Source organism: Mesorhizobium sp. C268A, from assembly GCF_040324475.1.
In the GTDB taxonomy this organism is placed as follows: Bacteria; Pseudomonadota; Alphaproteobacteria; order Rhizobiales; family Rhizobiaceae; genus Mesorhizobium.
Window position 1 is genome coordinate 4,596,872 of the sequence record NZ_JAMYVX010000001.1, and the last position, 25,507, is coordinate 4,622,378.

The 25,507-nt window shown below is 61.0% G+C and carries 28 protein-coding genes and 1 pseudogene; 10 read left to right on the forward strand and 19 right to left on the reverse strand.

Annotated features, from left to right (window positions below; all coding sequences use genetic code 11):
* Positions 1 to 6: 6 nt before the first annotated feature.
* The 11 genes and pseudogenes from NKL06_RS22405 to NKL06_RS22455 form a co-directional block, all read right to left on the reverse strand.
* Complete coding sequence (locus tag NKL06_RS22405) at positions 7 to 768, reverse strand: 3-ketoacyl-ACP reductase (RefSeq protein WP_023691833.1); 762 nt, start codon at positions 766 to 768, stop codon at positions 7 to 9.
* Positions 765 to 2,267, reverse strand: a complete 1,503-nt coding sequence (locus NKL06_RS22410; RefSeq protein WP_023691832.1) for a GMC oxidoreductase — start codon at positions 2,265 to 2,267, stop codon at positions 765 to 767. Before NKL06_RS22410 ends, NKL06_RS22405 begins: the two co-directional genes overlap by 4 nt.
* Before the next feature lie 5 nt (positions 2,268 to 2,272).
* Positions 2,273 to 3,388 carry an ABC transporter ATP-binding protein gene (locus NKL06_RS22415; protein ID WP_023671180.1) on the reverse strand — a complete coding sequence of 372 codons (1,116 nt, stop codon included), beginning with the start codon at positions 3,386 to 3,388 and terminating at the stop codon, positions 2,273 to 2,275.
* A 20-nt stretch (positions 3,389 to 3,408) separates the two neighbouring features.
* Positions 3,409 to 4,368, reverse strand: coding sequence for a carbohydrate ABC transporter permease (locus tag NKL06_RS22420; RefSeq protein WP_023691831.1), 960 nt, complete (start codon positions 4,366 to 4,368; stop codon positions 3,409 to 3,411).
* A pseudogene (locus tag NKL06_RS22425) lies at positions 4,365 to 5,314 on the reverse strand (carbohydrate ABC transporter permease). The gene NKL06_RS22420 and the pseudogene NKL06_RS22425 overlap by 4 nt, the downstream one beginning before the upstream one ends.
* Positions 5,315 to 5,567: 253 nt before the next feature.
* A complete protein-coding gene (locus NKL06_RS22430) occupies positions 5,568 to 6,821 on the reverse strand; it encodes an ABC transporter substrate-binding protein (RefSeq protein WP_031207841.1) in 1,254 nt (417 codons plus the stop codon).
* A 58-nt stretch (positions 6,822 to 6,879) separates the two neighbouring features.
* Positions 6,880 to 8,391: an aldehyde dehydrogenase family protein gene (locus tag NKL06_RS22435; protein ID WP_023691829.1), complete on the reverse strand. Its 1,512-nt coding sequence runs from the start codon at positions 8,389 to 8,391 to the stop codon at positions 6,880 to 6,882.
* A gap of 10 nt (positions 8,392 to 8,401) precedes the next feature.
* Positions 8,402 to 9,175 (reverse strand): enoyl-CoA hydratase/isomerase family protein, encoded by a 774-nt coding sequence (locus NKL06_RS22440; RefSeq protein ID WP_023691828.1) that lies wholly within the window; start codon positions 9,173 to 9,175, stop codon positions 8,402 to 8,404.
* Positions 9,168 to 10,769: an acyl CoA:acetate/3-ketoacid CoA transferase gene (locus tag NKL06_RS22445; RefSeq protein ID WP_023691827.1), complete on the reverse strand. Its 1,602-nt coding sequence runs from the start codon at positions 10,767 to 10,769 to the stop codon at positions 9,168 to 9,170. The genes NKL06_RS22440 and NKL06_RS22445 overlap by 8 nt, the downstream gene beginning before the upstream one ends.
* Positions 10,766 to 11,782, reverse strand: a complete 1,017-nt coding sequence (locus tag NKL06_RS22450; RefSeq protein WP_023691826.1) for a Gfo/Idh/MocA family protein — start codon at positions 11,780 to 11,782, stop codon at positions 10,766 to 10,768. The genes NKL06_RS22445 and NKL06_RS22450 overlap by 4 nt, the downstream gene beginning before the upstream one ends.
* Entirely contained in the window at positions 11,779 to 12,837 is a 1,059-nt protein-coding gene (locus NKL06_RS22455) for a LacI family DNA-binding transcriptional regulator (protein WP_023691825.1), read from the reverse strand. Before NKL06_RS22455 ends, NKL06_RS22450 begins: the two co-directional genes overlap by 4 nt.
* Positions 12,838 to 13,067: 230 nt before the next feature.
* On the opposite strand from NKL06_RS22455, the gene NKL06_RS22460 reads away from it, so the two are divergent.
* From NKL06_RS22460 to NKL06_RS22490, 7 genes are all read left to right on the forward strand, one after another.
* A complete protein-coding gene (locus NKL06_RS22460; protein ID WP_023691824.1) occupies positions 13,068 to 14,222 on the forward strand; it encodes a dihydrodipicolinate synthase family protein in 1,155 nt (384 codons plus the stop codon).
* 104 nt (positions 14,223 to 14,326) lie between these two features.
* Positions 14,327 to 15,397: a GDP-mannose 4,6-dehydratase gene (gene gmd, locus NKL06_RS22465; RefSeq protein ID WP_023686427.1), complete on the forward strand. Its 1,071-nt coding sequence runs from the start codon at positions 14,327 to 14,329 to the stop codon at positions 15,395 to 15,397.
* 9 nt (positions 15,398 to 15,406) lie between these two features.
* On the forward strand, positions 15,407 to 16,375 hold the full coding sequence (fcl, locus tag NKL06_RS22470) for a GDP-L-fucose synthase (protein WP_023691823.1): 969 nt from the start codon (positions 15,407 to 15,409) through the stop codon (positions 16,373 to 16,375).
* Positions 16,376 to 16,456: 81 nt separating this feature from the next.
* A complete protein-coding gene (locus tag NKL06_RS22475) occupies positions 16,457 to 16,663 on the forward strand; it encodes a hypothetical protein (protein ID WP_023710933.1) in 207 nt (68 codons plus the stop codon).
* A gap of 406 nt (positions 16,664 to 17,069) precedes the next feature.
* On the forward strand, positions 17,070 to 17,534 hold the full coding sequence (locus NKL06_RS22480; RefSeq protein ID WP_023671192.1) for an Hsp20 family protein: 465 nt from the start codon (positions 17,070 to 17,072) through the stop codon (positions 17,532 to 17,534).
* Positions 17,535 to 17,598: 64 nt separating this feature from the next.
* Positions 17,599 to 18,021: a DUF982 domain-containing protein gene (locus NKL06_RS22485; RefSeq protein WP_306413578.1), complete on the forward strand. Its 423-nt coding sequence runs from the start codon at positions 17,599 to 17,601 to the stop codon at positions 18,019 to 18,021.
* 112 nt (positions 18,022 to 18,133) lie between these two features.
* Positions 18,134 to 18,421 carry a DUF982 domain-containing protein gene (locus tag NKL06_RS22490; RefSeq protein ID WP_245267087.1) on the forward strand — a complete coding sequence of 96 codons (288 nt, stop codon included), beginning with the start codon at positions 18,134 to 18,136 and terminating at the stop codon, positions 18,419 to 18,421.
* A gap of 522 nt (positions 18,422 to 18,943) precedes the next feature.
* Here the strand turns inward: NKL06_RS22490 and NKL06_RS22495 are convergent.
* The 3 genes from NKL06_RS22495 to NKL06_RS22505 all read right to left on the reverse strand — a co-directional run bounded on the left by NKL06_RS22495 (position 18,944) and on the right by NKL06_RS22505 (position 22,077).
* Complete coding sequence (locus NKL06_RS22495) at positions 18,944 to 19,126, reverse strand: hypothetical protein (protein ID WP_084567695.1); 183 nt, start codon at positions 19,124 to 19,126, stop codon at positions 18,944 to 18,946.
* Positions 19,123 to 19,677, reverse strand: coding sequence for a hypothetical protein (locus NKL06_RS22500; RefSeq protein ID WP_156939137.1), 555 nt, complete (start codon positions 19,675 to 19,677; stop codon positions 19,123 to 19,125). The genes NKL06_RS22495 and NKL06_RS22500 overlap by 4 nt, the downstream gene beginning before the upstream one ends.
* 702 nt (positions 19,678 to 20,379) lie before the next feature.
* The gene (locus NKL06_RS22505) at positions 20,380 to 22,077 is read right to left on the reverse strand and encodes a DNA methyltransferase (RefSeq protein ID WP_023691819.1); all 1,698 of its coding nucleotides are present in this window, start codon (positions 22,075 to 22,077) and stop codon (positions 20,380 to 20,382) included.
* Between the two features lie 162 nt (positions 22,078 to 22,239).
* On the opposite strand from NKL06_RS22505, the gene NKL06_RS22510 reads away from it, so the two are divergent.
* Positions 22,240 to 22,590, forward strand: coding sequence for a sunset domain-containing protein (locus NKL06_RS22510; RefSeq protein WP_023695647.1), 351 nt, complete (start codon positions 22,240 to 22,242; stop codon positions 22,588 to 22,590).
* Between the two features lie 91 nt (positions 22,591 to 22,681).
* Positions 22,682 to 22,891 (forward strand): hypothetical protein, encoded by a 210-nt coding sequence (locus tag NKL06_RS22515; protein ID WP_031210400.1) that lies wholly within the window; start codon positions 22,682 to 22,684, stop codon positions 22,889 to 22,891.
* A 213-nt stretch (positions 22,892 to 23,104) separates the two neighbouring features.
* On the opposite strand, the gene NKL06_RS22520 is transcribed toward NKL06_RS22515, so the two are convergent.
* The 5 genes from NKL06_RS22520 to NKL06_RS22540 are packed head-to-tail and all read right to left on the reverse strand — an operon-like array spanning position 23,105 to position 24,811.
* Complete coding sequence (locus tag NKL06_RS22520) at positions 23,105 to 23,506, reverse strand: DUF1515 family protein (protein ID WP_023691818.1); 402 nt, start codon at positions 23,504 to 23,506, stop codon at positions 23,105 to 23,107.
* 1 nt (position 23,507) lies between these two features.
* On the reverse strand, positions 23,508 to 23,696 hold the full coding sequence (locus NKL06_RS22525; RefSeq protein ID WP_023691817.1) for a hypothetical protein: 189 nt from the start codon (positions 23,694 to 23,696) through the stop codon (positions 23,508 to 23,510).
* Positions 23,675 to 23,932, reverse strand: a complete 258-nt coding sequence (locus NKL06_RS22530; RefSeq protein WP_023691816.1) for a hypothetical protein — start codon at positions 23,930 to 23,932, stop codon at positions 23,675 to 23,677. The genes NKL06_RS22525 and NKL06_RS22530 overlap by 22 nt, the downstream gene beginning before the upstream one ends.
* Position 23,933: 1 nt before the next feature.
* Entirely contained in the window at positions 23,934 to 24,158 is a 225-nt protein-coding gene (locus NKL06_RS22535) for a hypothetical protein (RefSeq protein WP_031195962.1), read from the reverse strand.
* Between the two features lie 2 nt (positions 24,159 to 24,160).
* Positions 24,161 to 24,811, reverse strand: a complete 651-nt coding sequence (locus NKL06_RS22540; RefSeq protein WP_023691814.1) for a glycoside hydrolase family 108 protein — start codon at positions 24,809 to 24,811, stop codon at positions 24,161 to 24,163.
* Between the two features lie 69 nt (positions 24,812 to 24,880).
* On the opposite strand from NKL06_RS22540, the gene NKL06_RS22545 reads away from it, so the two are divergent.
* Positions 24,881 to 25,474, forward strand: a complete 594-nt coding sequence (locus NKL06_RS22545) for a CatB-related O-acetyltransferase (protein WP_023691813.1) — start codon at positions 24,881 to 24,883, stop codon at positions 25,472 to 25,474.
* Positions 25,475 to 25,507 lie beyond the last annotated feature (33 nt).

Sequence of the window (25,507 nt, forward strand, 5' to 3'; positions counted from 1 at the left end):
ATCCACCTACAGTCGAGGCACGGAGAGCGCGCCGTCGACATTGATAATCGAGCCTGTGGAAAAGCCGAGCTTGCCGGCGGCAAGCGTCGCCACCACGGCGCCGATGTCCGATGCTTCGCCCCAGCGTTTTGCCGGCACCAGGCCGCTGTCGATAAGCGCGTCGTATTTGGCTGATACGCTCGCGGTCATGTCGGTGCGAATGATGCCCGGCCGCAGTTCGAACACGCCGATGTTTTCCGGCGCAAGCCGTAGCGCCAGGTTCTTCACCCACATCGAAAGGCCGGCTTTCGAGATGCAGTAGTCGGCGCGTTCCGGCGAGGCCATATCGGCGCTGACCGAGGTGATGGTGATGATCGAGCGCGGATGATTGCTGGGAGCCGCCAGCATCGCCTTGGCGACGGCCTGGCTAAGGAAGACTGTGCCGCGCAGATTGACGTCCAGCGCACGGTCGAAATTCTCGGGCTTCAGCTCCAGCAGATCGCCGCGCACCACGGCGCCGATGCCGGCATTGTTGACCAGGCAGTCGATGCGGCTGAAGGCACGTATGGCGGCGTCGACGAGGGCCGTGTGATCCTTGAGGTTGGCGATATCACAACGGACATAGGCGAACTCCGCACCCCGTACGGTGATGTTGGCGGCCAGTTCGTCCGGCGCTTGTTCGGCAAGGTCGGCGATCAAAATGTCGAAGCCGGCCCCGGCCAGCGCCTCGGCGCAGGCCAGTCCAATGCCGCGCGCGCCGCCGGTGACGATGGCTGCAGGGCGGGTCATGCCGCGAGGTCCGTTCGGCGAATATGCTCGGCCACGCGCAGCGCCTGTGCCGCAATCGACAGCGCCGGATTTACGGCGGCCGAGTTCGGCAGAAAACTGGCGTCGACGACGAACAGGTTCGGGTGGTCGAAGGCGCGGCAGAAAGGGTCGAGCGGCGACGTCGCCGGATCGTCGCCCATTTTCACCGTGCCGCACTGGTGCGAGGGCGTGCGCTTGTCGAAGGGACGCGACAGCACGATGGGATAACCGCAGGCGCGGAAGTTCTCACGCATCACCCTGGTCAGCCCGTCCAGCGACTGCATGTTGGAGCGCCGCCATTGCATGACGATGTCCTTGCCGTCAACCATGATGCGGCTTTCCGGATCGGGTAGATCCTCGCACATCAGATACCAGTCGACGGCGTGACCGGCCATGTAATCGAGCGCGAATTTCGGCACGCGTTTGACGTTGGCCTTCAACATGTTGCCGTCGATCTTGCCGAGCAGCTGGACGTTGCCGAGCGGCTTGCCGCCTTTGCCGTCGGAGAGATAGTAGTCATTCAGCATCAGCGTCTTCTGGTAGACGCTGTCGTTCCTGCGGCGCGGATCGATCGCCAGCATGGCGCTCGAATTATGGTTCATGAAATTGCGGCCGACCTGGTCGGAGCGGTTGGCGAGGCCTTTGCCATCTGGTGAAGGCGAGCGCAGCAGGATGACGGCGGAATTGACCGCGCCGGCGGACAGGATGACCAGCTTCGGCGCGACTTTCTTCAGCTCGCCATTCTGACGGTAGTGAACGGCAGCGATGCTTTTGCCGTCGGACGACGCATCGAGATATTCGACATGGCAGCCGGTTTCGAGTCGGATATTGCTGTCCTTAAGTGCAGCCGTCAACGGTCCGGTCTGCGCATCGACCTTGCCCTGGGCGGTGTTGGGGAATGCGTCCCAGCCGGTCTTGCCCTCTTTCAGCCAGGTGTCGATGTCGACGCCGAGCGGCAGCGAGGCGGGGTGCAGGCCCAGTCCCTTCAACTCGGCGCGCGCGCGCGCAATCGGCGCCTCGTCGGGCACCGGCTTGAAGGCATAGGGGACCGAGTGGAACGGTTCGGTCGGGTCCTCGCCGAGTGAGCCGCGGACGCGAAACAGCTGCTCGGCTTTCGAATACCAAGGCTCGAATTCATCGTAGGAAAACGGCCATGCCGGCGAGACGCCACCGAAGTGCTCCATGGCGGCGAAATCCTCTTTGCGGTAGCGGATCAGCACCGCGCCGTAGAATTTCGAATTGCCGCCGACATAGTAGTAATTGCCGGGGTTGAAGGCCGCACCGCCGGCCTCACGCCACATCTCCTTCGGACGGTAGTGGCCGTCGACGAAGATGGAGCGCGTGTCGCGGGCATGCGGCGTTGCCGTCAAGGGCTCACCGCGCTCCAGCATCAGGATCGAGGCACCGCTGCCCGCCAGACCGGAGGCGATCGTAGCGCCGCCGATACCGGAGCCGATGATGACGATATCGGGGCTGACCATCTCGATCAGCGGATGCGGTGTTCGGTCGCCGGATCGAAGAACACGGCCTTGGTCAGGTTGAAGGCGAGCGGCGTGCTGGTGCCCGGCTGGATGTTGGCGTCGGCCCGCAACCGCGCCACCACGCCCTTGCCGCCGAGATTGGTCACCGCGAAAGTATCGGACCCCGCCGGCTCGACCACTTCGATGTGCAGGTCGGCAGTGGCAATGTTGGAGGCGTTGCGTTCCGCACCTTCCGGATCGGTCAGCGCTTCCGGGCGCACGCCGAAGATGATCGGCTTGCCCTGGAACGCCGACAGGCCCGCCGGCGCATTGGCCATCGGCAGCGTAATGGGCTCGCGCGCCTCGCGCTCCAACACGACGGACAGCGCATTGCCCGATGTAGCAATGGTCGCCGGGATCAGGTTCATCGCCGGGGAACCCATGAAGTCGGCGACGAACAAATTGGTCGGATTGTTGTAGATTTCGGCCGGGGTGCCGAACTGCTGTACTTCGCCGTCGCGCATGACGGCGATCTTGGTCGCCAGCGTCATCGCCTCGATCTGGTCGTGGGTGACGTAGACAATGGTTGTGCCGGTGGTGGCATGCAGGCGCTTGATCTCGATGCGCATGTCAACGCGCAATTTGGCGTCGAGGTTGGACAAAGGCTCGTCGAACAGGAACAGCTTGGGGTCGCGCACCAGCGCCCGGCCCATGGCGACGCGCTGGCGCTGGCCGCCGGAAAGCTGGCTCGGCTTGCGCTGCAGGAGGTGGCCGATCTGCAGGACCTTGGCCACCTTGTCGATCGCCTTTTGGCGTTCGTCGGCCGGCACGCCGCGCATCTCCATGCCGAAGGAGATGTTTCCGGCCACCGTCATGTTCGGATAGAGCGCATAGCTCTGGAACACCATGGCGATGTCGCGCTTGGATGGGTGCAGATCGTTGATGGCGCGGCCGTCGACGCGGATTTCGCCCTCGGTGATCTGCTCCAGGCCGGCAATCGTGTTGAGCAAGGTGGACTTGCCGCAGCCGGACGGGCCGACCAGCACCAGGAAGCCGCCCTTTTCGAGCTCGACATCGATGCCCTTCAGGATCTCGACATTCCCGAAGCGCTTCTTCAGCCCATCAATTTCCAGAAAAGCCATGGTCGTTCCTTCCGAATTGATCAGCCCTTGACCGCGCCAGCCATCAGCCCGCGCACGAAATAGCGGCCGGCGACGACATAGACGATCAGGGTGGGCAGAGCCGCGATCATCGCGGCCGCCATGTTGACGTTGTATTCGACGACGCCGGTCGAGGTGTTGACGACGTTGTTGAGCGCCACCGTCATCGGCATGGAGTCGCCTGTGCCGGCGTAAGCCGAAGCGAACAGGAAGTCGTTCCAGATGTTGGTGAACTGGTAGATGACGGTGACGACGAAGATCGGCATCGAGTTCGGCAGCATGATGCGGCGGAAGATCTGGAAGAAGGAGGCGCCGTCGACCTGTGCGGCCTTGATCAGCTCGTTCGGGAATGCCTCGTAATAGTTGCGGAAAAACAGTGTAGTGAAGCCGATGCCGTAGACGACATGGACGAAGACCAGGTTGACCGTCGGATTGCCGAGACCGAAACTCGTACCCGTCGCATTCTGCAGCTTCACGCCGAAACGTCCCAGGCTGCCGAGGATGGTCGCCATCGGCAGCAGCACCGACTGGAACGGAATGAAGCAGGCAAACAGCATCAGCCCGAACACCAGCGTGGCGCCGCGAAAACGCCATTTGGTCAAGACGTAGCCGTTGAGCGCGCCGAGCATGGTCGAGATCAGTACGGCTGGAACCACCATCTTGATCGAGTTCCAGAAATAGCCCTTGATGCCGGCGCAGGTGAGGCCGACGCAGGTCTCGCCCCAGGCCTTCAGCCACGGGTCGAAGGTCGGCGCCGTGGGCAACGCCAGCATGTTGCCGTTCTGGATCTCGTCCATGGTCTTGAACGAGGTCACCAGCATGACGAACAGCGGCATCAGATAGAACAGCGCAAACAGCGCCAGAAGCCCGTAGATGACGATGCGGTTGAGGGTCTTGGTGCTCATGCCGCCGGAGGCATTTTGGGAAGCAGCGGGGCGGGCAGGGGTGGCGACAGCGCTCATCGCGGCTTCTCCCTGAGTTCCGAATAGAGATAAGGCACGATGATGGCAACGATGGTCATCAGCATGATCACGGCACTGGCCGAGCCGACAGCCATTTCGTTGCGCTTGAACGTGTACTCATACATGAAGTTGGACGGCAGCCAGGCCGAGCCACCGGGGCCGCCGCTGGTCAGCGCCACCACCAGATCGTAGGACTTGATGGCAAGGTGCGCGAGCACGATGAAGGCCGACAGGAAAATTGGCCGCAGCAGCGGAATGACGATGCGGCGATAGAGCTGGAAGGTGGTGGCGCCGTCGATCTGCGCCGCCTTCATGATCTCGCCGTCGATGCCGCGCAGGCCGGCCAGGAACATCGCCATGATGAAGCCGGAGGCCTGCCAGACGCCGGCAATGACCACCGTGTAGATGACGAAATCCTTGTTCTTGATCCAGTCGAAATGGAAGCTCGTCCAGCCCCACTGATGCAAGGTCTGCTCAAGACCGAGGCCGGGGTCGAGGAACCATTTCCAGGCGACGCCGGTGACGATGAAGGACAGCGCCATCGGGTAGAGATAGATCGGCCGCAACACGCCTTCGCCGCGAATCTTCTGGTCGAGCAGGATGGCCAGGAACAGGCCGAGCGCCAGGCAGATGGCGATGTAGAGAAAGCCAAAAATGCCCATATTGACGATCGACGTGTACCAGCTCGATGGCGGGTCGGAGTCGAACGTCCAGCCCACAGCCGTAGATACGCGCGTGGTCCGGTAATGACATAGGACGGGAAGGTCTTGGAATTGGTGAAGGACAGATAGACAGTCCACAGGATAAAGCCATAGACGAAGACGATGGTGATGGCGAAGCTCGGCGCCAGCACGATCTTCGGCAGCGCGTCCTGCAATCGCGCGCGCACGGAGGGGCGAGACCGCTCGGGTGTCAGCTTGATCTGGGTCGTCGCTACACTGCTCATGAGGCTCCTCCCGTTAGGGTCGTCCGTGCTCTGCCGTCAGGAGGCAAGGCGGCCCCGTGCATACGGGTCTCTGGTCGGCATGGTGTTCAAGAGGGTTTCACCGTTTCACGGAAACGGCGAACCTCTCTAACTCTTTCTTTTACGCAATTCCGGCCGGAAAACCGCTCACACTTTTCCTGGAATTGCGCCAGCCGGCCAATCCTGAGGCGAACCTTCCCCGCCGAAGCGGGAAAGGTGTCTTGCTGGCCAGGGCTTACTTGGCGTCGTCGATTGCCTTGACCAGTTCGGTCACGGCTTCGTCCGAGGTCTTGATCTGACCGTGGACGAACTTCGAAACGACGTCCTTGTAGGCATTGGCGACCGCCGGAGGCGCGCCATAGCCCTGGGCAAGCGAGCCGAACAGTGTGCCGCCTTCGTTGGCAGCCTTCAGGTCGGCGATGCCCTTCTTGCCGCACGCGTCGAAGTCGGTGTCCGGAACGTCGGTACGGGCGGGAACCGAACCCTTGACGACGTTGAAGGCCGACTGGAAGCTCTTCGACAGGGTGGCGGTGGCCAACGCGACCTGGGCGGCCTTGCGGTCGTCCGGAACGTTGAACATGCCGAACATGTCGGAGTTGTAGACCACCGAGCCTTCCGTGCCCGGGAAGCGATAGCACAGGAAGTCGGTGCCCGGCGTTTTCTTGGCGGCGTTGAACTCGCCCTTGGCCCAGTCACCCATCACCTGCACCAGGGCATCGCCCTTGATGACCATGGCGGTGGCAAGGTTCCAGTCGCGGCCCGAGAAGTTCGGGTCGACATAGGTGACGAGCTTGGAGAGGTTATCGAACGACTTCTTCATCGTGTCCGACTTGAGGGACTCGTCGTCGAGGTCGTTGAAGGCCTTCTTGTAGAACTCAGGTCCGCCGGTCGACAGCACAACCGAGTCGAACATGGTGGCTTCCTGCCAGTTCTGGCCGCCAAGGGCGAGCGGGATGACGCCAGCCGCCTTGGCTTTGTCGAGCAGGGCGACGAAGTCGTCGAAGGTCTTTGGCTCGGTGCCGCCGATCTTGTCCATCACCGCCTTGTTGATCCACAGCCAGTTGACGGAGTGGACGTTGACTGGAGCAGCGACCCACTTGCCGTCATAGACGGAGAACTTCTGCAGGGCTGCCGGAACCGACTTGTCCCAGCCTTCCTTCTTCGCCGTCTCGGTCAGGTCGCCCATGACGCCGGCCGCCGCATAGTCGAGCACGGTGTAGCCGAGCATCTGCGACGCGGTCGGGTAATTTCCGGCCGCGACCATCGCCTTCAGCGCAGTCATGGCGGCGTCGCCGCCACCACCGGCCACCGGCACGTCCTTCCAGGCATAGCCTTCCTTGGCAAGGTCGCCCTTGAGGACGTTGAGAGCAGCCGCTTCGCCGCCCGACGTCCACCAATGCAGCATCTGCACTTCCTTGACGTCCTCGGCATGGGCCGAGAAAGCAAAGGCCGTCGCAAGAGCCGTTCCGATAAGCAGTTTGCGCAACATGTACTACCTCCCTTGTTGCATTACACGACCGGTGGAAGCCCACCGGGTTCTTCCAAACTCAGCCGACCCACCAACCGGTGCGCTGGCCGCGATGAAACTGGATTGTCTTTTCCTCGGTATAATCCTCGACAGCGCGTTTGCCGAGTTCGCGTCCGATGCCGGACTGCTTGTAGCCCCCGAATGGCAACTCGGGAAAGCCTTCCATGAATGTGTTCACCCAAACGGTCCCCGAACGCACACCACGCGCCACCGACATACAAGTGTCGATGCTGGCGCTCCACACCCCTGCAGACAGACCATAGGGCGTGTTGTTGGCGATGTGCAACGCCTTTTCAATCGATCCAAAAGTCAGCACGGAGAGCACCGGGCCGAACACTTCCTCGCGCGCAATAGCCATGTCTTCGGTAACGCCGCGGATGATGGTCGGATCGAGGTACTGGCCGGCATTGGACGCCAATTGGCCGCCACCGCAATAGACATTGCTGCCGTCTTTTGCTGCCACCGCGACGTAACCCGCGACCTTGGTCAGATGATCGGCTGATACCATCGCGCCGACCTTAGTCAGGTCGTCAAGTGGGTCGCCGACCGTGACCTTGGCGGTCAGGGCCTTGACAGTGGCGAGGAAATCGTCGGCGATGGCTTCATGCACGATCAGCCGACTACCGGCATTGCAGCATTCGCCGGCATTGAAGAAGCCGCCGAAGACAGCCGCATCGGCGGCTGCCTTGAGATCGGCATCGGGGAAGACGATCTGGCCGTTCTTGCCGCCGAGCTCCATCGAGACTTTCTTCAGCGACTGCGCGGCGGAAGCCATGGTCATCTTGCCGACGCGGGTCGAGCCGGTGAAAGAAACCATTTCCACCAGCGGATGGCTGACCATCGGCGCCCCGACATCCGCGCCGAGGCCGGCCAGGATGTTGACGACGCCGGCGGGCAGGCCGGCCTGCATCAGGATGTCGCCGAGCACGAAGGTCGAGGCCGAGGTCATTTCGCTCGGCTTGACCACCGCGGTGCAGCCGGCGGCGAGCGCGAAGGGCAGTTTCTGGCTGACGATCAGGAACGGGAAATTCCACGGGGTGATGATAGAGACGACGCCGATCGGCTCGCGCAGCACCACGCCCAGCATTGCGTCGCCGAGATTGGCGTAGCTCTCGCCGTGCAGCGTGCGGGCGAGCGAGGCGGCATAACGCCAGATGTCGACGGCGCCGCCGATCTCGCCACGCGCCTGGGCGATCGGCTTGCCGGATTCCAGCGCATCGAGGCGGGCGATGTCTTCGAGCTGGGCCTCGATCAGGTCGGCCGTCTTGAGCAGGATGGCTGCGCGCTCGGCCGCCTTCGTGCGCGGCCACGGGCCGGTCTCGAATGCCTTGTGCGCGGCCTGCATGGCCGCCTCCACCTCGGCCTCGCCGGCCTGCGCATAGCGCGAAACGGTGAAGCCATGGCCGGGGCTGTTGCGCGCAATCGTGCGGCCGTCACGGGCATCGACATGCTTGCCGTCGATCAGGAGCTTGTAAGCCTTCGGCGCCTTGGACGCCTCGGCCGGCATGGAAATGTTGAGCGGTGCGTTCATCATGCTTTCTCTAGGATCTTGAAAAGGCCGGCTTCTGCTTGGACTTGAAGGCGCTCACGCCGGCTTTGAGGTCGCCGGTCAGCGCAACGAAGCCGCTGGCGAGCGCCTCGGTGGCGGCACTTTCCTCGCCCTCGGCGACCGCGATCATCAGCTTGGCGGCTTCGGTTGCGAGCGGCCCGCGCTCGGCGATTTTTTGTGCCCAGGCCTTGGCCTCTGCGAATGCCTGGCCGGTCTCGACCACCCGGTCGACGATGCCGAGGGCGAGCGCCTCTGTGGCGACAAAGACCTCGCCGCCGAGCGCCATGCGGCGCACGACCTGGGCACCGAGGCGGCGCACCGCGCGCTGCGTGCCGGACCAGCCGGGGACGACGCCGATGGACGTTTCGGGGAAGCCGAGTTTGACCTGCGTTTCCGCGACACGAAAATCGCAGGCGACTGCCAGCTCCAGCCCGCCGCCCAGCGCATGGCCGGAGAGCACCGCGATGGTCGGCTGGCGAAGCCTGGCCAGCCGGTCGAAGACGCGGTGGCCATAGCGCACCCATTGCACCTGGAAGTCGGCGGCGCTCATCTCGCCCCAGGCCTCGACATCGCCGCCGGCGCAAAAGCCCTTGCCTTCGCCGCGGATCAGCACGACGCGCACGCCTTCAGCCATTTCGGCTTCGTCGAGCGCTGTCTCGAGCGCGCGCAGCATTGGAATGTCCAGCGCGTTGAACTTCTCCGGCCGGCGCAGCGTGACGATACCGATGGCGCCGTCCTGCTCGAAGGTGACGAGGCGCTCAGCCATGCGCGCCTCCGAGAGAAGCGCCACCATTCAGCGACAGGCCGATCGGCCGGTCCTGATAGAGAGCCGCCGGCGTGACCTTGAGATCGTTGGCGATGCCGAGCGGAATCTCTGACTGCGCCAGCACATCGCGTTCGAGGTCGATGCCGGGCGCCAGTTCCGTCACCATCAGACCGTTCGGCGTCAGCTTCATCACACAACGCTCGGTGACGTAGGTGATGTCCTGGCCTTGAGCGACGGCGCGCTTGCCGGAGAAGGAGATGTGTTCGACCTCGTTGACGACCTTCTTGACCTTGCCTTCCGCGTCGATGCGGATGCCGCCATCGGCGAGCGAAAGCTTGGCGCCGGCATTGAAGAAGCCGGAGAAGACGATCTTTTTCGCCCGTGCCGTGATGTCGACAAAGCCGCCGGCCCCGGCGGTGACATGTGGCCGGGCCGAGAGTTTCGACACGTTGACGGAGCCATGGCGGTCGATCTGCAAGAAGGAGAGCAGCGAGGCATCGAAGCCGCCGGCCTGGAAATAGATGAACTGGTGCGGCGAGGGCATGATCGCCTCGGCGTTGGAAGCGCAGCCGAACTTGAAGTCGAGCAGCGGCACGCCGCCGACCGCGCCCTGCTCGATCACCCAGGTGACCTTGCCGTGCTGGCCTTCCTCGAGAAGGATACGCGGCACGTTGGCCGAGATGCCGAAGCCGATATTGACGGCCATGCCATCGCGCAACTCCATGGCGACGCGGCGCGCGATTACTTTCTGGATGTTCATTTCGGCGTTGCGAAAGCTTGACAGCGGGCGGAAGATCTCGCCCGAAATCGCCGGGTCGTAAGGCGTCAGCGTCGTCTGCAACTGGTCCGGCGCCACCACGATGTGGTCTACCAGCACGCCGGGCACGCGCACGTCATGCGGCTTCAGCGTGCCGTTCTCGACGACGCGCTTGACCTGCGCAATGACGATGCCGCCATTGTTGCGCGCGGCAAGCGCCTGTTCGAGGCCGCCGAGATAGGCGCCTTCATGTTCATAGGTCAGGTTGCCGCGCTCGTCGGCGGTGGTGGCGCGGATGATCGAAATGTTGGGCACGATCGAGCGGAAATAGAGCCATTCCTCGCCGTCGAACTGCTGCACCGAGACGATCGGCTCGCTTGCAGCCGCGTTCATGGCGCAGCCCTGGTGGCGCGGGTCGGCAAAAGTGTCAAGGCCGACCTTGGTCAGCACGCCCGGCCGCTTGGCGGCAGCTTCGCGGTGCATGTCGAACAGGATGCCGGACGGCACATTGTAGGCGGCGACCGAATTGTCGCCGATCATCTTCCATATCTGCGGCGGCTCGGACGAGGAGGGGCCCGAGGGATAGGAGCCGCAGAGCGTGCGCTTCAATAGGCCAGGCTTAGCCAGATGGTCGATGCCCTTGATGCCATACATGTCGCCGGCGGCGATCGGATGCAGCGTGGTGATATTTTTCGGATGGCCTTCAGCGTCGAAGCGCTCGCCGATGGCAGCCAGCACGGCATCCGGGCAGCCGAGGCCGCTCGATGACGAGACGGAGACGGTCATGCCGTCCTTGATGAGGCTGGCGGCCTGCTGAGCGGAGACGAGCTTGCTCACTTGGCGCTCCCGAGTTTCGGCTCGATGGCAACCGCCTTGCCGGATTTCCCGGACAGCAACGCTGCTTCGGCGCAGGCTAGTGACCAGACGCCGTCCTCGCCGGTTGCGGAGGGCTGGCCCGCGCCGCTAATAGCGGCATGGAACTGGCGCAGCGACCTGACGTAGAGGTCTTCGCGGTCGAAGCTCAGTTCCTCCTCGCCCTTGGCGGTGCGTAGCAGCACCGAACCGACCGGCTTCTGCGTCATCACATTTTTTGCGATCAGCGAACCTTCGGAACCATGCACCTCAAAGCCGGTATCGGCGAACTTGGTTGTGAAGCCTTCATGCGACTGGGCGATGATGCCCGACCCGAAGCGCCAGATGCACATGGCGCCGTCTTCCAGCCCGCTGCTGGCCATGCCGGCCAACTGGGTGAAGGCGGAGACCTCGACCGGGTCGTCGCCGAGCACGAAGCGCAGCGTGTCGGCATCATGCACGGTGATGTCGAGCACCACGCCGCCGCCGGCCTCAGGCTTGGTAATGCGCCAGCCCTGCAGGTTTTCCGGCAAATAGACGGAATGGAAGACGCGCGCGGCAATCGGCTTGCCGATATGGCCGGCTGATATGGCGTCGCGCATGGCGCGGTGGGCGCCGGCATTGCGCAGATGATGATTGGTGCCAAGCACGACACCGGCTTCCTTGGCGGCGGCGACCATTGTGCGCGCGTCGGCGCTGTTCAGCGCCAGCGGCTTTTCGCACAGAACATGCTTTCCCGCCTTGATCGCAGCCAATGCCTGTTCGAGATGCAGTTCATTGGTGGTCGAGATGTAGACGGCGTCGATTTCGGCGCCGAGCAGGTCGTCCAGCGTCGAGACGGCAAGCGGAATATTCTGTTCCGCGGCATAAGTCTTGGCGCGCTGCGGACTGGAGCTCATCACCGCCGCGATCTCGCCACTCTCTTGCGCGCGGATTGCGTTGATCATGAACTGTTTGGCGATCGTGCTGGCGCCGATCAGTCCCCATCTGACGCTCATGCTGCGTCTCCCATTCCTGCTGATGTGTTCTGGGCTCGGCGACCGGGACCGCAGCTGTCCCTGACGACCAGATTGACGGCGCCGATATGGTCCTCGGCATGCGTGGTGCGCGACTGGATCATCTTCAGCATGACGTGGGCGGCGCGTTCGCCGAGGCCGGGTGTGTCGACCGAGACGCTGGTCAGCGCCGGCATATAATGCTCGGCCTCGACCACGTCGTCGAAGCCGACGACGGCAAAGTCCGCGCCGGACTCCAGCCCGCGCTTGCGCAGCGCCAGCATGACGCCGAAGGCGACGGCGTCGTTGAAGCACAGCGCCGCCGTCGGCGGCTCGGCCATGGCAAGGGCGGTTTCCAGGCACGCGATGCCGCCCCTGCGGCTGGTCTCGCCTTCGACGACAAGCACGTCGCGCCTGGCGATGCCCAATGTTTCGCAAGCTTCACGAAAACCGCCCAGGCGCTCCTGATAGACGACCAGGTCGGAGGTGCCGCCGAAGAAGGCCAGCCGGTGATGGCCCTTGCCGATCAGATGGGCGGCGGCGAGATACGCGCCGCGATGGTTGTCAGGAGCGATCACCGGGATGCGGCTGTCCGGCAGGCGGCGCATGGCGAAGACGACCGGCACGCCCGCCATCTCGAGGCGACGGAAGGCGCCCGGCGTGGTGCCGCGCGCCGGTGACACGATCAGGCCTGCGACGCCCTGTTCCATCAGCGACTTCAGCACTTCTTCCTGGCGCACCGGGTTCTCCGCGGTGTTGGCGATGAAGGGCACGATGCCGGCTGACTGGAAGACGCGCTCCATGCCGACCGCCAGCTCGGCGAAAAAGGGGTTGGTGAGATCGTTGATGACCATGCCGATGACGTTGGAATGGGCTTTGCGCAGATTGGCGGCGCCGCGGTTGTAGACATAGCCGACATCCTCGATCGCCTTGCGAACCTTGACCGCGGTTTCAGGCCGGATCAGCCCTGAGCCTTGCAGCACAAGCGACACCGTCGATTTGGACACACCAGCCTCGCGGGCGATGTCCAGGATCGTTGCCTTGGCCCGGCTGGCCATGTCGGTGGTTTCCTCCGCCTAAATGAGAAAATCTATTGGAACGTTCTAATCACTCTGCCAAACGAGAGTCAATCGGGATTCTTGCGGAGATCGAAAAGGTGATGAATGTGGTTCCTAGCAAGGGCTCTTAGCCTTCTTCAACGTTTGGGCCGGTTCAATCGCCGGAATCATAAAGTTTCTTGATTTATTGGAACGTTCCATTTAGTAGGATGCCGAAAACGGAGGTTGCCATGGATATCACCCTGCCTACGCAGAATGGCGGCCGCGTCAGCTACAAGCTCGCGGGCAGTCCGGTCGAGCCCGTAATCGGTGCGGTTTTCCCGCGCATCGCCTATGCCGCGGCCCATGTCGTCGCCGACCCTTTCGCGATGACCGACCCCTGGTCGAAGCCTGCGGTCGACTGGGACAAGACGATGGCGTTTCGGCATCATTTGTGGCGGCTTGGCTTCCGCATCGCCGAGGCGATGGACACCTCGCAGCGCGGCATGGGTTTCGACTGGGCGAATGCGCAGGAATTGATCCGGCGCTCGATCGCCGAGGCGCGCAGCGTCGAATGCGCAGACCTCGCCTCGGGCGCCGGCACCGATCATCTGGCGCCGGCCAATTCGAGATCACTCGAAGATGTGATCGCCGCCTATGAGGAGCAGTTCGCTTTCATTGAAGGCGAGGGCGGCAAGGCGATCATGATGGCCAGCCGGGCGCTGGCAGCGGTCGCAAAGGGTCCGGACGACTATATCAGGGTCTACGATCGCATCCTCAGCCAGGCATCCGGCAAGGTCATCCTGCACTGGCTGGGCGACATGTTCGATCCTGCACTGAAAGGTTATTGGGGCAGCGGCAATTTCGAGGCCGCGCTCGACACCGTCGTCGCCATCATCGAGCGTCATGCCGGCAAGGTCGAGGGGATAAAGATTTCCCTGCTCGATGCCGGCAAGGAAGTTGCCTTGCGCAACCGGTTGCCGGAAGGCGTCGTCATGTTCACCGGCGACGATTTCAACTATCCCGAACTGATTGCCGGCGACGGGAAGCGGCACTCGCACGCCTTGCTCGGCATCTTCGACGCCATCGCGCCGGTCGCCAATGCGGCGCTCGCAAAACTGGCTGACGGAGACCGCGCCGGCTATGACGCGCTGATGGCGCCGACCGTGCCGTTGTCGCGCAAGATCTTCGAGGCGCCGACCGAGTATTACAAGGCCGGCATCGTCTTCATGGCCTGGCTCAACGGCCATCAGGACCATTTCGCCATGGTCGGCGGCATGCAGTCGGCGCGCGGTATCCTGCACTATGCCGACATCTTCCGCCTTGCCGACCAGGCAGGGTTGCTCGCCGATCCCGAGCGTGCGCTGGCCAGGATGAAGCATTTCTGCGCGATTGCAGGTGCCTGAGAACGACACAATCGCTGGCTGAAACCTGTCCCCCGTATGGGGGATTTGCGTTCTCGCGCCAAATCTGTATTCGGTTGCCGGGATTGGATGCGGACGGAGCGGCAATGACGGAAAAAGTGGCGCTCATCACCGGGGTTACCGGGCAGGACGGGGCCTATCTCGCAGAATTGCTTCTGCAGAAGGGCTATATTGTCCATGGCGTCAAACGCCGCTCGTCCTCGTTCAACACCGAGCGCGTTGACGACATCTATGTCGATCCGCACGAGCGCGGTGCGCGTTTCTTCCTGCATTATGGCGACCTGACCGACGCGACCAACCTTATTCGCCTGGTGCAGGAGACACAGCCCGGCGAGATCTACAATCTCGGCGCCCAGAGTCATGTCCAGGTGAGTTTCGAGACGCCGGAATACACCGGCAATGCCGATGCGCTGGGAACACTCAGGCTGCTCGAGGCGATCCGCATCCTGCGCCTGGAGAAGTCGGTGCGCTTCTATCAGGCATCGACGTCGGAGCTTTACGGCAAGGCGCGCGAGGTCCCGCAAAGCGAGGCGACGCCCTTCCATCCGCGCTCGCCCTATGCCGCGGCCAAGCTCTACGCCTACTGGATCACGGTCAACTACCGCGAGGCTTACGGCATGTTCGCCGCCAACGGAATCCTGTTCAACCACGAAAGCCCGACACGCGGCGAAACCTTCGTCACCCGCAAGATCACGCGGGCCGTCGCCTCGATCCATCACGGCCTTCAGGCCACGCTCTATCTCGGCAATCTCGACGCCAAGCGTGACTGGGGCCATGCGCGCGACTATGTGGAGGGCATGTGGCGCATTCTGCAGCACAGTGAAGCCGACGATTTCGTGCTGGCGACCGGTGAGGCGCATTCGGTGCGCGAATTCGTCGAACTGGCTTTTGCCGAGACCGGACGCACCATCCGCTGGCAAGGCGAGGGTGTCGATGAAGTCGGTGTCGATGCCGGTTCGGGCACTGTCCTGGTGCGCATCGATCCGCGCTATTTCCGGCCGACCGAGGTCGACCTGCTGCTCGGCGACCCCGCCAAGGCCAAAGCCAGGCTGGGGTGGTCGCACACGACCGGCTTCAGGGATCTGGTGGCGGAAATGGTGCAGGCCGATCTGGCGCGCACCGCCGGCGGCACGCGGCAGAACAGCCGTTCTGCGTGAGGCAGGTTCATGGACGCGACATTTGATCTGAAAGGCAAGCGTGTCTTCGTCGCCGGGCATCGCGGCATGGTCGGTTCGGCCGTCGTGCGCCGGCTGGCGAGCGAGGACTGCGAGATACTCACCGTATCGCGCGACGGGCTCGACCTGCTTGACCAGGCAGGGGTGCGGCGCTGGATGGCCGAGCACAGGCCGGATGCGGTGGTGATGGCGGCCGCCAAAGTCGGCGGTATCCTGGCCAATGACCGGTTCCCTGTCGATTTCCTGCAGCAAAACCTGGTTATGCAGGGCAATGTCATTGACGGCGCCTTTCGCAGCGAGGTCGGCAAGCTTTTGTTTCTCGGCTCGTCCTGCATCTATCCAAAGCTCGCGCCGCAGCCGATCAGGGAAGACGCCCTGCTGACCGGTCCGCTCGAACCCACCAATGAATGGTATGCGATCGCCAAGATCGCCGGGCTCAAACTGTGCCAGGCCTATCGGCGCCAGCATGGCGTCGACTACATCTCAGCGATGCCGGCCAACCTTTACGGTCCTGGCGACAATTTCGATCTCCAGTCCAGCCATGTCGTGCCGGCCCTGATGCGAAAGGCGCATGCGCTGGCGCTGAGCGGCGGCAACAGCCTCGAGGTCTGGGGCTCGGGCACGCCACGGCGTGAATTCCTGCATGTCGACGACGCCGCCGATGCCTTGGTCTGGCTGTTGAAGAATTATGCCGGCGACAGCCACGTCAATGTCGGTTCGGGCGAGGATGTCACCATTGCTGAGCTTGCCCAGACCGTCGCATCGGTCGCCGGCGTCGAGGCTGATATCGCCTTCGATACGACCAAGCCAGATGGCACCCCGCGCAAGTTGATGGATGTTTCGCGGCTGTTCGCGACGGGATGGCGCCCGCGCTACGCGCTTCGCGATGGATTGGAACAGACATATGCGTGGTTTCTCAACCATATTGAGAAGGGTGATGTCCGCCTCGGCGCGGCCTGATTCCAATTTTCCTTGAACCATTTCGCTGCCGCCCGCGACCAAGCGGTGTGTAGCAAACACGGTCCATCAAGGAGAACGTCAATGTTTATCACTTCAAGAAACGCATTTCTCGCCGCCATCGCGGTTTCGGTGCTGGCAGGGTGTCAGACGGCACCGCCGAGGGAATGCGAGAAGACCAAGCCCGGTGTCACCTACAACGGCAAATGCTGCGGCATCGGCACACCGTGCCGTGAAGGCAACAACACCCCTCATGACAAGCCCGACAGGCCCGATCCGCGGCCACAGTGATCCGCGAGCCAGAAACGTCCCGGCACGTGCCGGGACGTCTCGCCCCCGACAGGGTGGATTTACGGATCGGAAGGCCGCTACCCGGTTCCTTGCTGGCCGGCATTTGAATACGAAACGGGACGGCGGGGCAGTAGACGATGCGGTCGCGCAGATCGCGCGAAAACTTCCCGCCGGATCTGTACTTCAAGGGGCTGTTCGACTGTTCGAAGGGAAGGTCCCGTAGAAACTCAGATTTCGCTTTCCGTCGATGCGAAGGATGCTACTAAAAAAAATTCGAGATGCTCTTGAACTCATTTGGGGCGCCTCCTAATTCGATTTCCGCCAAGGCCATAAGGCTCGGCAAAAAATGGCGGCGCCGCACGGGGCGGCGTCCTTGTACCCATGTTGCTTCAAGGAGGATGTGGCTATGAGAACCTTTGATACCCTCTATCGGACCACCGTCGGTTTCGACCGGCTTTTCGACATGCTCGACAGCGGCACGCGTCCAGACTGGCCGCCCTATAACATCGAGAAGGTCGACGAGAACGATTACCGTATCTCGATGGCCATCGCAGGCTTCAGCCAGGATGAGGTTGAGCTGACCCAGCATGGACCCGAACTGGTCGTGGTAGGCCAGAAGGCTGATGATCAGAGCGGACGCCAGCTGCTGCACCAGGGCATCGCCTATCGCAGTTTCAGGCAGACGTTCAAGCTTGCCGACCACATGAAGATCAAGGCAGCCAAACTGGAGAATGGCCTCCTCTCGATCGACATCGTCCGTGAGATTCCCGAAGAGCTGAAACCGCGCCGCATCAGCATCGGCGTCGGCGACACGCCGACGGCCGCCACTCAGATCACGCAAGACACGGACCGCGCGCGTAAAGCCGCGTAATCCTGTCGATCTGTCACACTTTGAACTGCGGGTCCGCCTCCCGGTTCCGGCCGGGAGGCTGTGATTGCGGAGAAACGAAGATGATCACTGCAGGACGTACTGGCGCGCCTCTGTCGCGCGCCTGCAGTTGGCCTGGACCGCGCAAACCATGAAACTCAATGGTTCGTTCAATTTGGAGGATCATATGAACGATCGGATGTTTGACAGCGCCGTTTTCGTGAAAAGCGGCGACAACCTTGTTCAGGAAATCACGTGTCTCGAGGACGCTCTGGAGTTCCTCTATGAATGGCCGAAGGACAGGCGCGGCCCCATTCACCAAACGGCATTGCGGGCCTGCCAGCGAGCTTTCGATAGCGATTATCCGCTTTCCGCAGCCAGAGACGCGTTCAGCGGTTTTGCGAAAGCAGCCAGAATCCTTGAGGAAGTATCCACGACAATGCCGTGGATGATGGGCAGAGGTGGCGAAGGCGGAGGAGTGACTGCCTAAAGCGCGTCGCGAAACGGATTCATGCGACACGCTTTAAGTCTTTGTTTTGATGCATGTCGTTGTCCCAGAACCGCGGCATACTTCTGGGTGACATGCATTAGGAAAGGAGGTCATGATGCTATCGAAACCTTTTGCAAAGCCAGTCCGGGTGTGGGTGGGATTGGGCTTTCCCCGCCAACTCAACACGGTCGCGGATGCCTATCAATTCGCAGCCGAATGGTGTGGCAACAGCCCGGAGCAGAGAGCTGCTATTCGCGCTTGCAAAGCCGCTCTGATTGGTGATGTGGAACCCGAGACAGCACGAGGCGTCTTCGTCGCGTTCGCTCGCAAGAAGGATATTCTTATGGAGGACGGCATCGAGCCTGCGCCTTCAAGGACGCTAAGCCCGCACCACGTCTAAAGCGCGTCGCGTTTGAACGGACTCAGGCGACGCGCTATAGGTCTTTGTTTTTATGCATGTCGTTGTCTCAAACCGGGACCACTTTTGAGCGCCATGCATTAGAATGTCCACAAACACGAGGCGGCTGCCACAAGCGGTGGCCGCCTTACCGGCTAAGTCGTCGAAGGGGTGCGCCAAAAACGGGCTTGGCTAAGTTATTGAAAGGATGGTGGGCGTGACAGGGATTGAACCTGTGACCCCTGCAATGTCAATGCAGTGCTTTCTCTGTTTTCATTAGCTAATATACGCCAACAGAGCGAGAACAGAGCGAAAACATTGAAACATATCTGTGCCGTTTCTGTGCCAGTGGGCCGACCGGCATAAAAAAGCCCGCAGCCGGAGGGCAGCGGGCTATAGTGGGGGTCCGAAGGCCGAAGGCTGGGATTGGACCCGGTCGAACGATGCGCCTGGCCGATGATCGAGACCTTAAACAAACCGCCACAATTTTATCTATCTCGGCGACCTGTGGACAACTCCCGCCGACTAGTGCGCAACTCGTCGGCGCCTCGCTCTGTCAGCCAAGACGTAGGTGAAGCTGGCGGCTTCGCGGTCATGCTGCTCTTCGACGGGCTCCGGCTCCAGATCCGGGTCGCCGTCCATCTCGTCCAGCAGGCCGAGCATATGTTCGATTGTCGCCTCCACTCGGCGTCGGAAGAACGCGCTCAATGGTCGATCCCCCACTGAACGGAGAGCGTGCCGCCGAGTTCATGGATACCGCGCACGATGTAATTGAAGTCGACGAAACCCCGTTCTCCTCTCCACAATCGTTGCGTAAAATAGCGCTTGGCTTTACTGAAATGGTCGAGGTCAGCCATCGTGACATGTCGACGAGCACACTCGGAACGCAGGTGATCCAGCAGGTCTATGCCCGTTGGGGAGTATTTTTTTTTAGGGCGATAAAGCCGGCAGTGGCTAGCCCGGTTCCAGATTTGTACCCTAGATAGGTGCGGAAACGCTCGGCGCAACTCGTCCATCGAGGAACCAGCCTTATACATTTTGCGGAATTGGGTGTCCTGGTTTGCCAACCACTGCGGACGCGGCTTGCAGATGCCCAACTGCAGGCAATGGTTTTTGAGTGCGCAATGCGTGCGGTGAGGAAGCTTCTTCGCCATCGCCGTGTAGTTGGGATACTCGGAATGGCAGATATCATCTTCCAGCGCCGTCCACAGCCTGCGACCAAGCCAATTCTCTCCGCGTTGACGGAGCATATGGCTCATCTTCTCACCTCGCGCTTGGCGTCCGACAATATCTCCTAGGTACATTTGGTGGCTCCTGCTGGCCCCCCACCAAGACGACCGGTACTTTGCATCCGGTCCGTCCGGTCCACCATAACCGTCACCAGGCTGTGCCCGATAATCCCGTAGTTATCCTCCGATCATGCTCTTTGCATCAGTGCTGTTGGTAAGCTCGACGACCGCCAGCGCGGATATGGCGCTACAGGCGGCGCGACCAAGCTCTAAATGGTTGCATAAACTCTGCTGTACCGGCTGCGTCAGTTAGCCACACTTGGGAATCGAAACTAGTTTTGTTTCACCTGGTTAATCGGCGAAGGGTTCGGGGTTAATCAGACAAATGGCAGATGCATTGATTGCGGAGCTCAGGGCGACCGTAAAGGCATTTAAACAGTTGCTCTCCACGTTGGGATAAAGAAAAATTGCGAAGTTTGATGGATGCTCTGCCAACCGACATCGCAGCAGGCAGCGCCGAAATGGTGATGCTGGTACACCTGACCCGAGAGATCAATGCCCGCGGAGATGCGCTAGGACAAGTCATTAACTTTCCGACGCGATAGATCGATCCGGTATTATGTAGCTGTCACCCCTGAAATGGCCAATCACCTGCTGGCGTCAACGGAAGACTGGGTAAGCCCATAATCTGGCAGGTCAGAGTAAGCCTCCGACGAGTGTTGCGCGCCAAGCCTAAGAAGAACGCCTGGACGTTTCACTATTGAGGGCCAGGTACCTCGGGTCGAGAATTGCGCCACTCGGAATCTTTAGCCCGTCAACATCAAAGGGCAAGAGAAGTTCAAGTTGGTCACGGTCTCGCGCAGCCCTTGTCCGGATTTTTGTTACGGCTGGCGGCGGCAACGGGGGCATTGCCGGGTAGCGCCCATCCAGCAAATCACCGACGGTCACGATCTGTACGCGGGGCAGTCTGCCGTGCGCAGACCGTTCCACAAACCCTGCGCCGGCAGCATCTGAAAGCATTGCCTTAGTTGGCTCTGCAAGAGTGACCAGAATGCCCATATTGGCGTCCTCTTCCCTTTGGACAACGCCGCTCAATTCCCGAACCATGGCTGGCCCGAGGTGTTCTCCGCCCTTCACAGAGACAATTATTCGCCCAAATCCGTACGGGCCGTTTGCAAAATAGATGTTTCCATCAATGCCCCTATCGGCTCCCTTCTTTGATTCATAGGTCTGCGCACCAAGTAGCCAAGAAGCCCACCATTGAAATTGGTGTTTGTCGCGCCGCGCGAGATCACGTGCGCCAGCAAGATCGGTCGGCCTTCCGCTTACTTCGAATTTTTGGACGTTCTCTATTTTTCTTAAGCGGCGTTCGATCAACGTTATGGCATAGTGGGTCACGTCAATTCCGATCCACTTCCGATTGAGTCGCTCTGCCGCTTCAACGCTTGTGCCGCAGCCGCAAAATGGGTCGAGCACGATGTCGCCGGGATTCGATGAGGCATTCAAAATTCGTTCAAGCAGAGCGAGAGGCTTTTGGGTTGGATATCCGAGCCTTTCACGCGCCTGTGAATTCACCGGGAAGATATCAGTCCAGAGATTGTCGACAATCTCGCCCTTCTGCTCATCTAGGTAGCGAATGAGATACGGCACACCATTGCGAGACCAGTAAATACGATTCGCCCGGTCTATTTCGGCAAGTTTCTCACGAACGACCCTCCAACCGTGGGGCGGCGTAAATCCGTTGTATTCGTATACCAAGTTAGGTCTCGGCCCCATACTCTGGGATCGAATAATGTTGTCATGACGGTAATGCCTCCGTTGTGCGTCAACGTGGCGATAGTGGCTCGCTTTGTAAGATTCCGAGTGCTCGCCGTATTGGGTATTCCATGTCGCTTTGTCCGATTTTGCATAAAAGAAGATCGTATCCGTAACGCGGCTAAAGCCAGATTTTGTATCGCTATGGGCCGTGGTCCGCTTCCAGATGATTTCGTTCCGATAATTCCTTGGCCCGAAAATGGTGTCTAACAGCATTTTTAGGTAGTGACTGGCCGTTGAGTCACAGTGAAGATAGAGCGACCCAGTCGGTTTCAGTGCGCGGTGTAATTCAATCAAACGGACGGCCATCATAGCGAGGTAGGCCATCATCGAATTGTCGCCAAGCCAAGCGCGGAAGGCCCGAAGGACAAGCGCCAAGTCATCCCCTTCGCGCATGACATCATCAAATGCTATGGCCGCAGATTCTCCCCACGACCAGGTATCGCGAAACGCCTCTGCTTGCGCCTCGGATGGTATGCCGGCGCCCTCTTTGAATAGGACATTGTAGTTGGCATTCGAATTGAAAGGAGGGTCTAGATAGACAAGATCAACGCTCTCGTCTTTGACCTGCCTTCGCAGAACGTCAAGGTTGTCACCGAAGAATAGCTTGTTCATAGCTTCTGTCCCCGACAACAGAGTTGCAGGCTGTAGTTAAATCTTCGAAAATTCAGGAATTATTAACGAATGGCTAGAGTGCGAGCCTATAGGGCGGCGCAACTTGACAGCGCTCTGGACTCCCCAAAGTGTTCGACGCATTCTCTCGTTGGAGAGAGGGTTATGGGCCTCCAAAGGCAGAAGCCTGTAAGGCGGCGTCGGCGTTCGCTGTTAGATCAGCGGGCGCTAATCCCGGTTTTGCTTTGTGGCGTTGCCGGAGCCAGCTATTTCATGCCACAAGCCGAACTGCATCCTCTGCCGACCGTGCATCGGCAGGGCGACTCCCCAGCGTCCCGAGCGCCGGCTGGCTGCAACATCAAGGGTAATATCAGCGTCGAGACAGGCGAGCGCATCTATCACATGCCAGGTCAGCGCTATTACAACACCACAGTCGTCAACCCAGCCAAGGGCGAGCGCTGGTTTTGCTCCCAATGGCAAGCTTGGTGGGCGGGGTGGCGGAAGGCTAAGGTGTAACATTCCCTACGGCTGGGTAGCCAAGCGCTGCGCTTGAAATCGTAGCGTGGTTGCGCGACGGTCACGCCAGAGAACCTGAAGCGAGCAACCCATGAAGCGTATGGAAAAGGCGCCCTTTGTGCCGACCGAAATTCGCATTGCCACGGTTCGGGCCAAAGACGGCGTTCTCGGCGTTCTTTCAATCCGGACAACTGAAGGTCGCCTGGATATTGCCCTCGACCGAACAACGGCAGACGCTATCGTGGATGCAATCAGCAGCATTCGCTCAAAGTTGGATTCGCTCGATAGCAGCTTACTCTGATCTTGGCTGGGTAGCGCCCTTATTGGAATAGAGAAACCCGCCGCTGAGGGGGACCATGGCGGCGGGTTCTGCACCTTGAATAGAGCGGCCATATTCCTGAGAAAGCCGCTGCACGACATAAACCCGCAGATGCGGCTCTTGTTCCAAACAATTTTAAGCACCAGCCTGTCTCGGACCCACATACCCGTGCACAGTTCCGTATATTAATCGGCGTTAGCCGCCACGCATCACCCGCCAAATATCTGACCAGTAGGCGGTGACCAGCGACGCCAGCGCTGCTGCTGCCATGCCGGTCACGCCAAGCGCCCCGAGCCCCATCAGCTTCCACCGTGTGACTTCCGCTGTCACGGCCTTGACCTCGGTCATGTCTTCGCTGAGGGATTTCACTGCGCCTTCGGTCTCGGAAAGACGCTCCACCAGTTCGTCGGTCTTGGCGTACATCTTCGATCGGCTGGCAGCGGCGCGCTGTTCAGACTGCTCATAAGAGAGCGCGGCCCTGGCATCGCTGTCTTTGATATCGCGCCGGATCTCGGTTACGTCCCGCTGGACGCCCTCCATAGCGGCGACGAGGCCGCCTACCATCATCTCTAGGCTCTTCGTCGCCGATGTTGCCATGTCAGGCTTCCCAGCCGCAGAGCTTTTCGCCCTTGAGATTGTGGGCGAGCGCGTCTCTTGCCTCAACAACGGTCATGTCCTCGACCGGGTTGCGGTTCGGCTCCTCGATATCGCAGAATGAACCGCCCGCGTGCTGACAGGCGCCGAGCGCCATGAAGGCGACAAGCGCTAGGACTTTGGGCGTGACCATCTGGCCTGTCCTTTCAGCACTTCGGCGTCACTCATGCCGGCGACGGCCTGGTCGATCTTGTCGGATTCGGTGCGGGCCGCCAGCCGCTCGGCGTCATGCTTGGCCTGCTCTGCCTTGGCTCCGGAAAGCCTGCCCTTGATCCAAGCACCGATGGCAAGGACAACGCCGGCACCAATGGCCATGACGGTGGGATTGAGAAAGAATCCTTCGAGGCCGGCGATGATGAGTTCGGCCATCTCACTTCTCCTCGGCCGGCGGTGGAGGCGCAACCATGCCGGTCGGGCCATCGCGCACGGCGTTGATCACCAGCTTGAGCAAAGCCAGCGCGCCGCTGATCTGCAATGCCGTGCGATCGGTGAGGCCGAACATGGTCCAGTCGAAGCCGACGAGCGCGCCACCGCAAACGACGGTGATCAGCACGTTCAGGAGGTTGTGGAAGCTGTTGGTGTTGAACCACTTCATGGTCATTTCCTTCCGAAGATGGCTTTGAGGATAGCGAACAGGCCCGCCCAAAACGGATTGCGCTCGACATAGGCCGGATCAGGAGCGGCAGGAGGCGCTACGGGTGGCTGTGGAGCCGGGATGGGCTTCGCGGGCGCCGGCTGTATCGTCATCGACAGGGACGCCCGGCGCACGCTCTCGACGCGAGAGGCCCAGCCCTTGCCGAAGGTGGGCCATGTCTTGAGCCCCTTCAGGAAGGTCAGCCGATTGTCGCAGAGAGCGTCGATGACCGCGCCGGGTGACTTCTTGCCTAGCGCGGCCATGGTGGCAGGGCCTATGCGTCCGTCCTGCGCCACACCGACCACGGCTTCCAGATACTTCGCAGCTCGGCTCGGGCCGCTGTTGACCGCGAAGTCAAAGGTGGCATAATCGACACCATCGGGTAGTTCGGCGCCAGCGACCGCATCCCAATAAAAGCGGCGATAAACAGTGGCGATCTGCGCATCGGTGATATGGCGCAGATCGTCCTTCGTCGCATCCGCCTTCACATAGCGGCGGAAATTGGCAATGGTAACGCCCTTCATGGTGGCGCCGCCCGGATCGGCCGGATTGTCCGACCAGAGCCCTTCCGATTTGAGAACGAGCGCGAGCGCCCGCACGAAATTGCGGTCCATGTGTAAGCCTCTTGAGGTTGCATTTGAAAGAAGGTAACCGCTCTTTAGCGGTCAGGGCGGGATGTCTAAATGTCAGTATTTTCTAAGTGGTTCAAAGACGCGCGCGCGAAACTGCCCGATAATGTGTCCGTCGGCCGCCACACCTACGGCGTCACTTGGCGGAAGGTGCTTTTCCCGACTAATGAAGCGCCCCTAAATGTGGGTAGCTTCTGCTCTGTTGCTGGCCAAGTGCTGTTCATGTGCACCGGCCAACACCAGACGAAGAGTGCCACTTCATTCCCGATCTATAGCCGCGTCCTGAAGCAGCCTGAGCCTTTACCCAACGCTGGGAAGCCTGGGGGCATCACGATCGGCAACGATGTTTGGATTGGCCACGGTGCCATCATATTGCCAGGCGTGACAGTCGGCGACGGCGCTGTTGTGGGTGCCGGCTCCGTCGTCACCAAGTCTGTCGAGCCCTATGCGATAGTGGCCGGCAATCGTGCACAAGTTATCCGCAGTCGGTTCCCTGCTGATACCGTTGCGCAATTGCTGGAAATACAGTGGTGGTTATGGGACGAGGATAAGATCAAGAGCGAGGCAGCTACTCTCAGCGGTCCGATCGAGGTTTTCATTGCAAAGCACGCTACTCGAATAAAGTCAGTGTCGACCCCGAAGCTCTAGTAATCTGCGCCGTAGGCGCGTGAGGCGACGCAG

Bases quoted from the DNA above. Each gene is read 5' to 3' on its own strand.
- NKL06_RS22405 (WP_023691833.1), bottom strand. From the start codon at position 768: ATGACCCGCCCTGCAGCCATCGTCACCGGCGGCGCGCGCGGCATTGGA.
- NKL06_RS22410 (WP_023691832.1), bottom strand. From the start codon at position 2,267: ATGGTCAGCCCCGATATCGTCATCATCGGCTCCGGTATCGGCGGCGCT.
- NKL06_RS22415 (WP_023671180.1), bottom strand. From the start codon at position 3,388: ATGGCTTTTCTGGAAATTGATGGGCTGAAGAAGCGCTTCGGGAATGTC.
- NKL06_RS22420 (WP_023691831.1), bottom strand. From the start codon at position 4,368: ATGAGCGCTGTCGCCACCCCTGCCCGCCCCGCTGCTTCCCAAAATGCC.
- NKL06_RS22430 (WP_031207841.1), bottom strand. From the start codon at position 6,821: ATGTTGCGCAAACTGCTTATCGGAACGGCTCTTGCGACGGCCTTTGCT.
- NKL06_RS22435 (WP_023691829.1), bottom strand. From the start codon at position 8,391: ATGAACGCACCGCTCAACATTTCCATGCCGGCCGAGGCGTCCAAGGCG.
- NKL06_RS22440 (WP_023691828.1), bottom strand. From the start codon at position 9,175: ATGGCTGAGCGCCTCGTCACCTTCGAGCAGGACGGCGCCATCGGTATC.
- NKL06_RS22450 (WP_023691826.1), bottom strand. From the start codon at position 11,782: ATGAGCGTCAGATGGGGACTGATCGGCGCCAGCACGATCGCCAAACAG.
- NKL06_RS22455 (WP_023691825.1), bottom strand. From the start codon at position 12,837: ATGGCCAGCCGGGCCAAGGCAACGATCCTGGACATCGCCCGCGAGGCT.
- NKL06_RS22460 (WP_023691824.1), top strand. From the start codon at position 13,068: ATGGATATCACCCTGCCTACGCAGAATGGCGGCCGCGTCAGCTACAAG.
- gmd (WP_023686427.1), top strand. From the start codon at position 14,327: ATGACGGAAAAAGTGGCGCTCATCACCGGGGTTACCGGGCAGGACGGG.
- fcl (WP_023691823.1), top strand. From the start codon at position 15,407: ATGGACGCGACATTTGATCTGAAAGGCAAGCGTGTCTTCGTCGCCGGG.
- NKL06_RS22475 (WP_023710933.1), top strand. From the start codon at position 16,457: ATGTTTATCACTTCAAGAAACGCATTTCTCGCCGCCATCGCGGTTTCG.
- NKL06_RS22480 (WP_023671192.1), top strand. From the start codon at position 17,070: ATGAGAACCTTTGATACCCTCTATCGGACCACCGTCGGTTTCGACCGG.
- NKL06_RS22490 (WP_245267087.1), top strand. From the start codon at position 18,134: ATGATGCTATCGAAACCTTTTGCAAAGCCAGTCCGGGTGTGGGTGGGA.
- NKL06_RS22500 (WP_156939137.1), bottom strand. From the start codon at position 19,677: ATGAGCCATATGCTCCGTCAACGCGGAGAGAATTGGCTTGGTCGCAGG.
- NKL06_RS22505 (WP_023691819.1), bottom strand. From the start codon at position 22,077: ATGAACAAGCTATTCTTCGGTGACAACCTTGACGTTCTGCGAAGGCAG.
- NKL06_RS22510 (WP_023695647.1), top strand. From the start codon at position 22,240: ATGGGCCTCCAAAGGCAGAAGCCTGTAAGGCGGCGTCGGCGTTCGCTG.
- NKL06_RS22515 (WP_031210400.1), top strand. From the start codon at position 22,682: ATGAAGCGTATGGAAAAGGCGCCCTTTGTGCCGACCGAAATTCGCATT.
- NKL06_RS22520 (WP_023691818.1), bottom strand. From the start codon at position 23,506: ATGGCAACATCGGCGACGAAGAGCCTAGAGATGATGGTAGGCGGCCTC.
- NKL06_RS22525 (WP_023691817.1), bottom strand. From the start codon at position 23,696: ATGGTCACGCCCAAAGTCCTAGCGCTTGTCGCCTTCATGGCGCTCGGC.
- NKL06_RS22530 (WP_023691816.1), bottom strand. From the start codon at position 23,932: ATGGCCGAACTCATCATCGCCGGCCTCGAAGGATTCTTTCTCAATCCC.
- NKL06_RS22535 (WP_031195962.1), bottom strand. From the start codon at position 24,158: ATGAAGTGGTTCAACACCAACAGCTTCCACAACCTCCTGAACGTGCTG.
- NKL06_RS22540 (WP_023691814.1), bottom strand. From the start codon at position 24,811: ATGGACCGCAATTTCGTGCGGGCGCTCGCGCTCGTTCTCAAATCGGAA.
- NKL06_RS22545 (WP_023691813.1), top strand. From the start codon at position 24,881: ATGTCAGTATTTTCTAAGTGGTTCAAAGACGCGCGCGCGAAACTGCCC.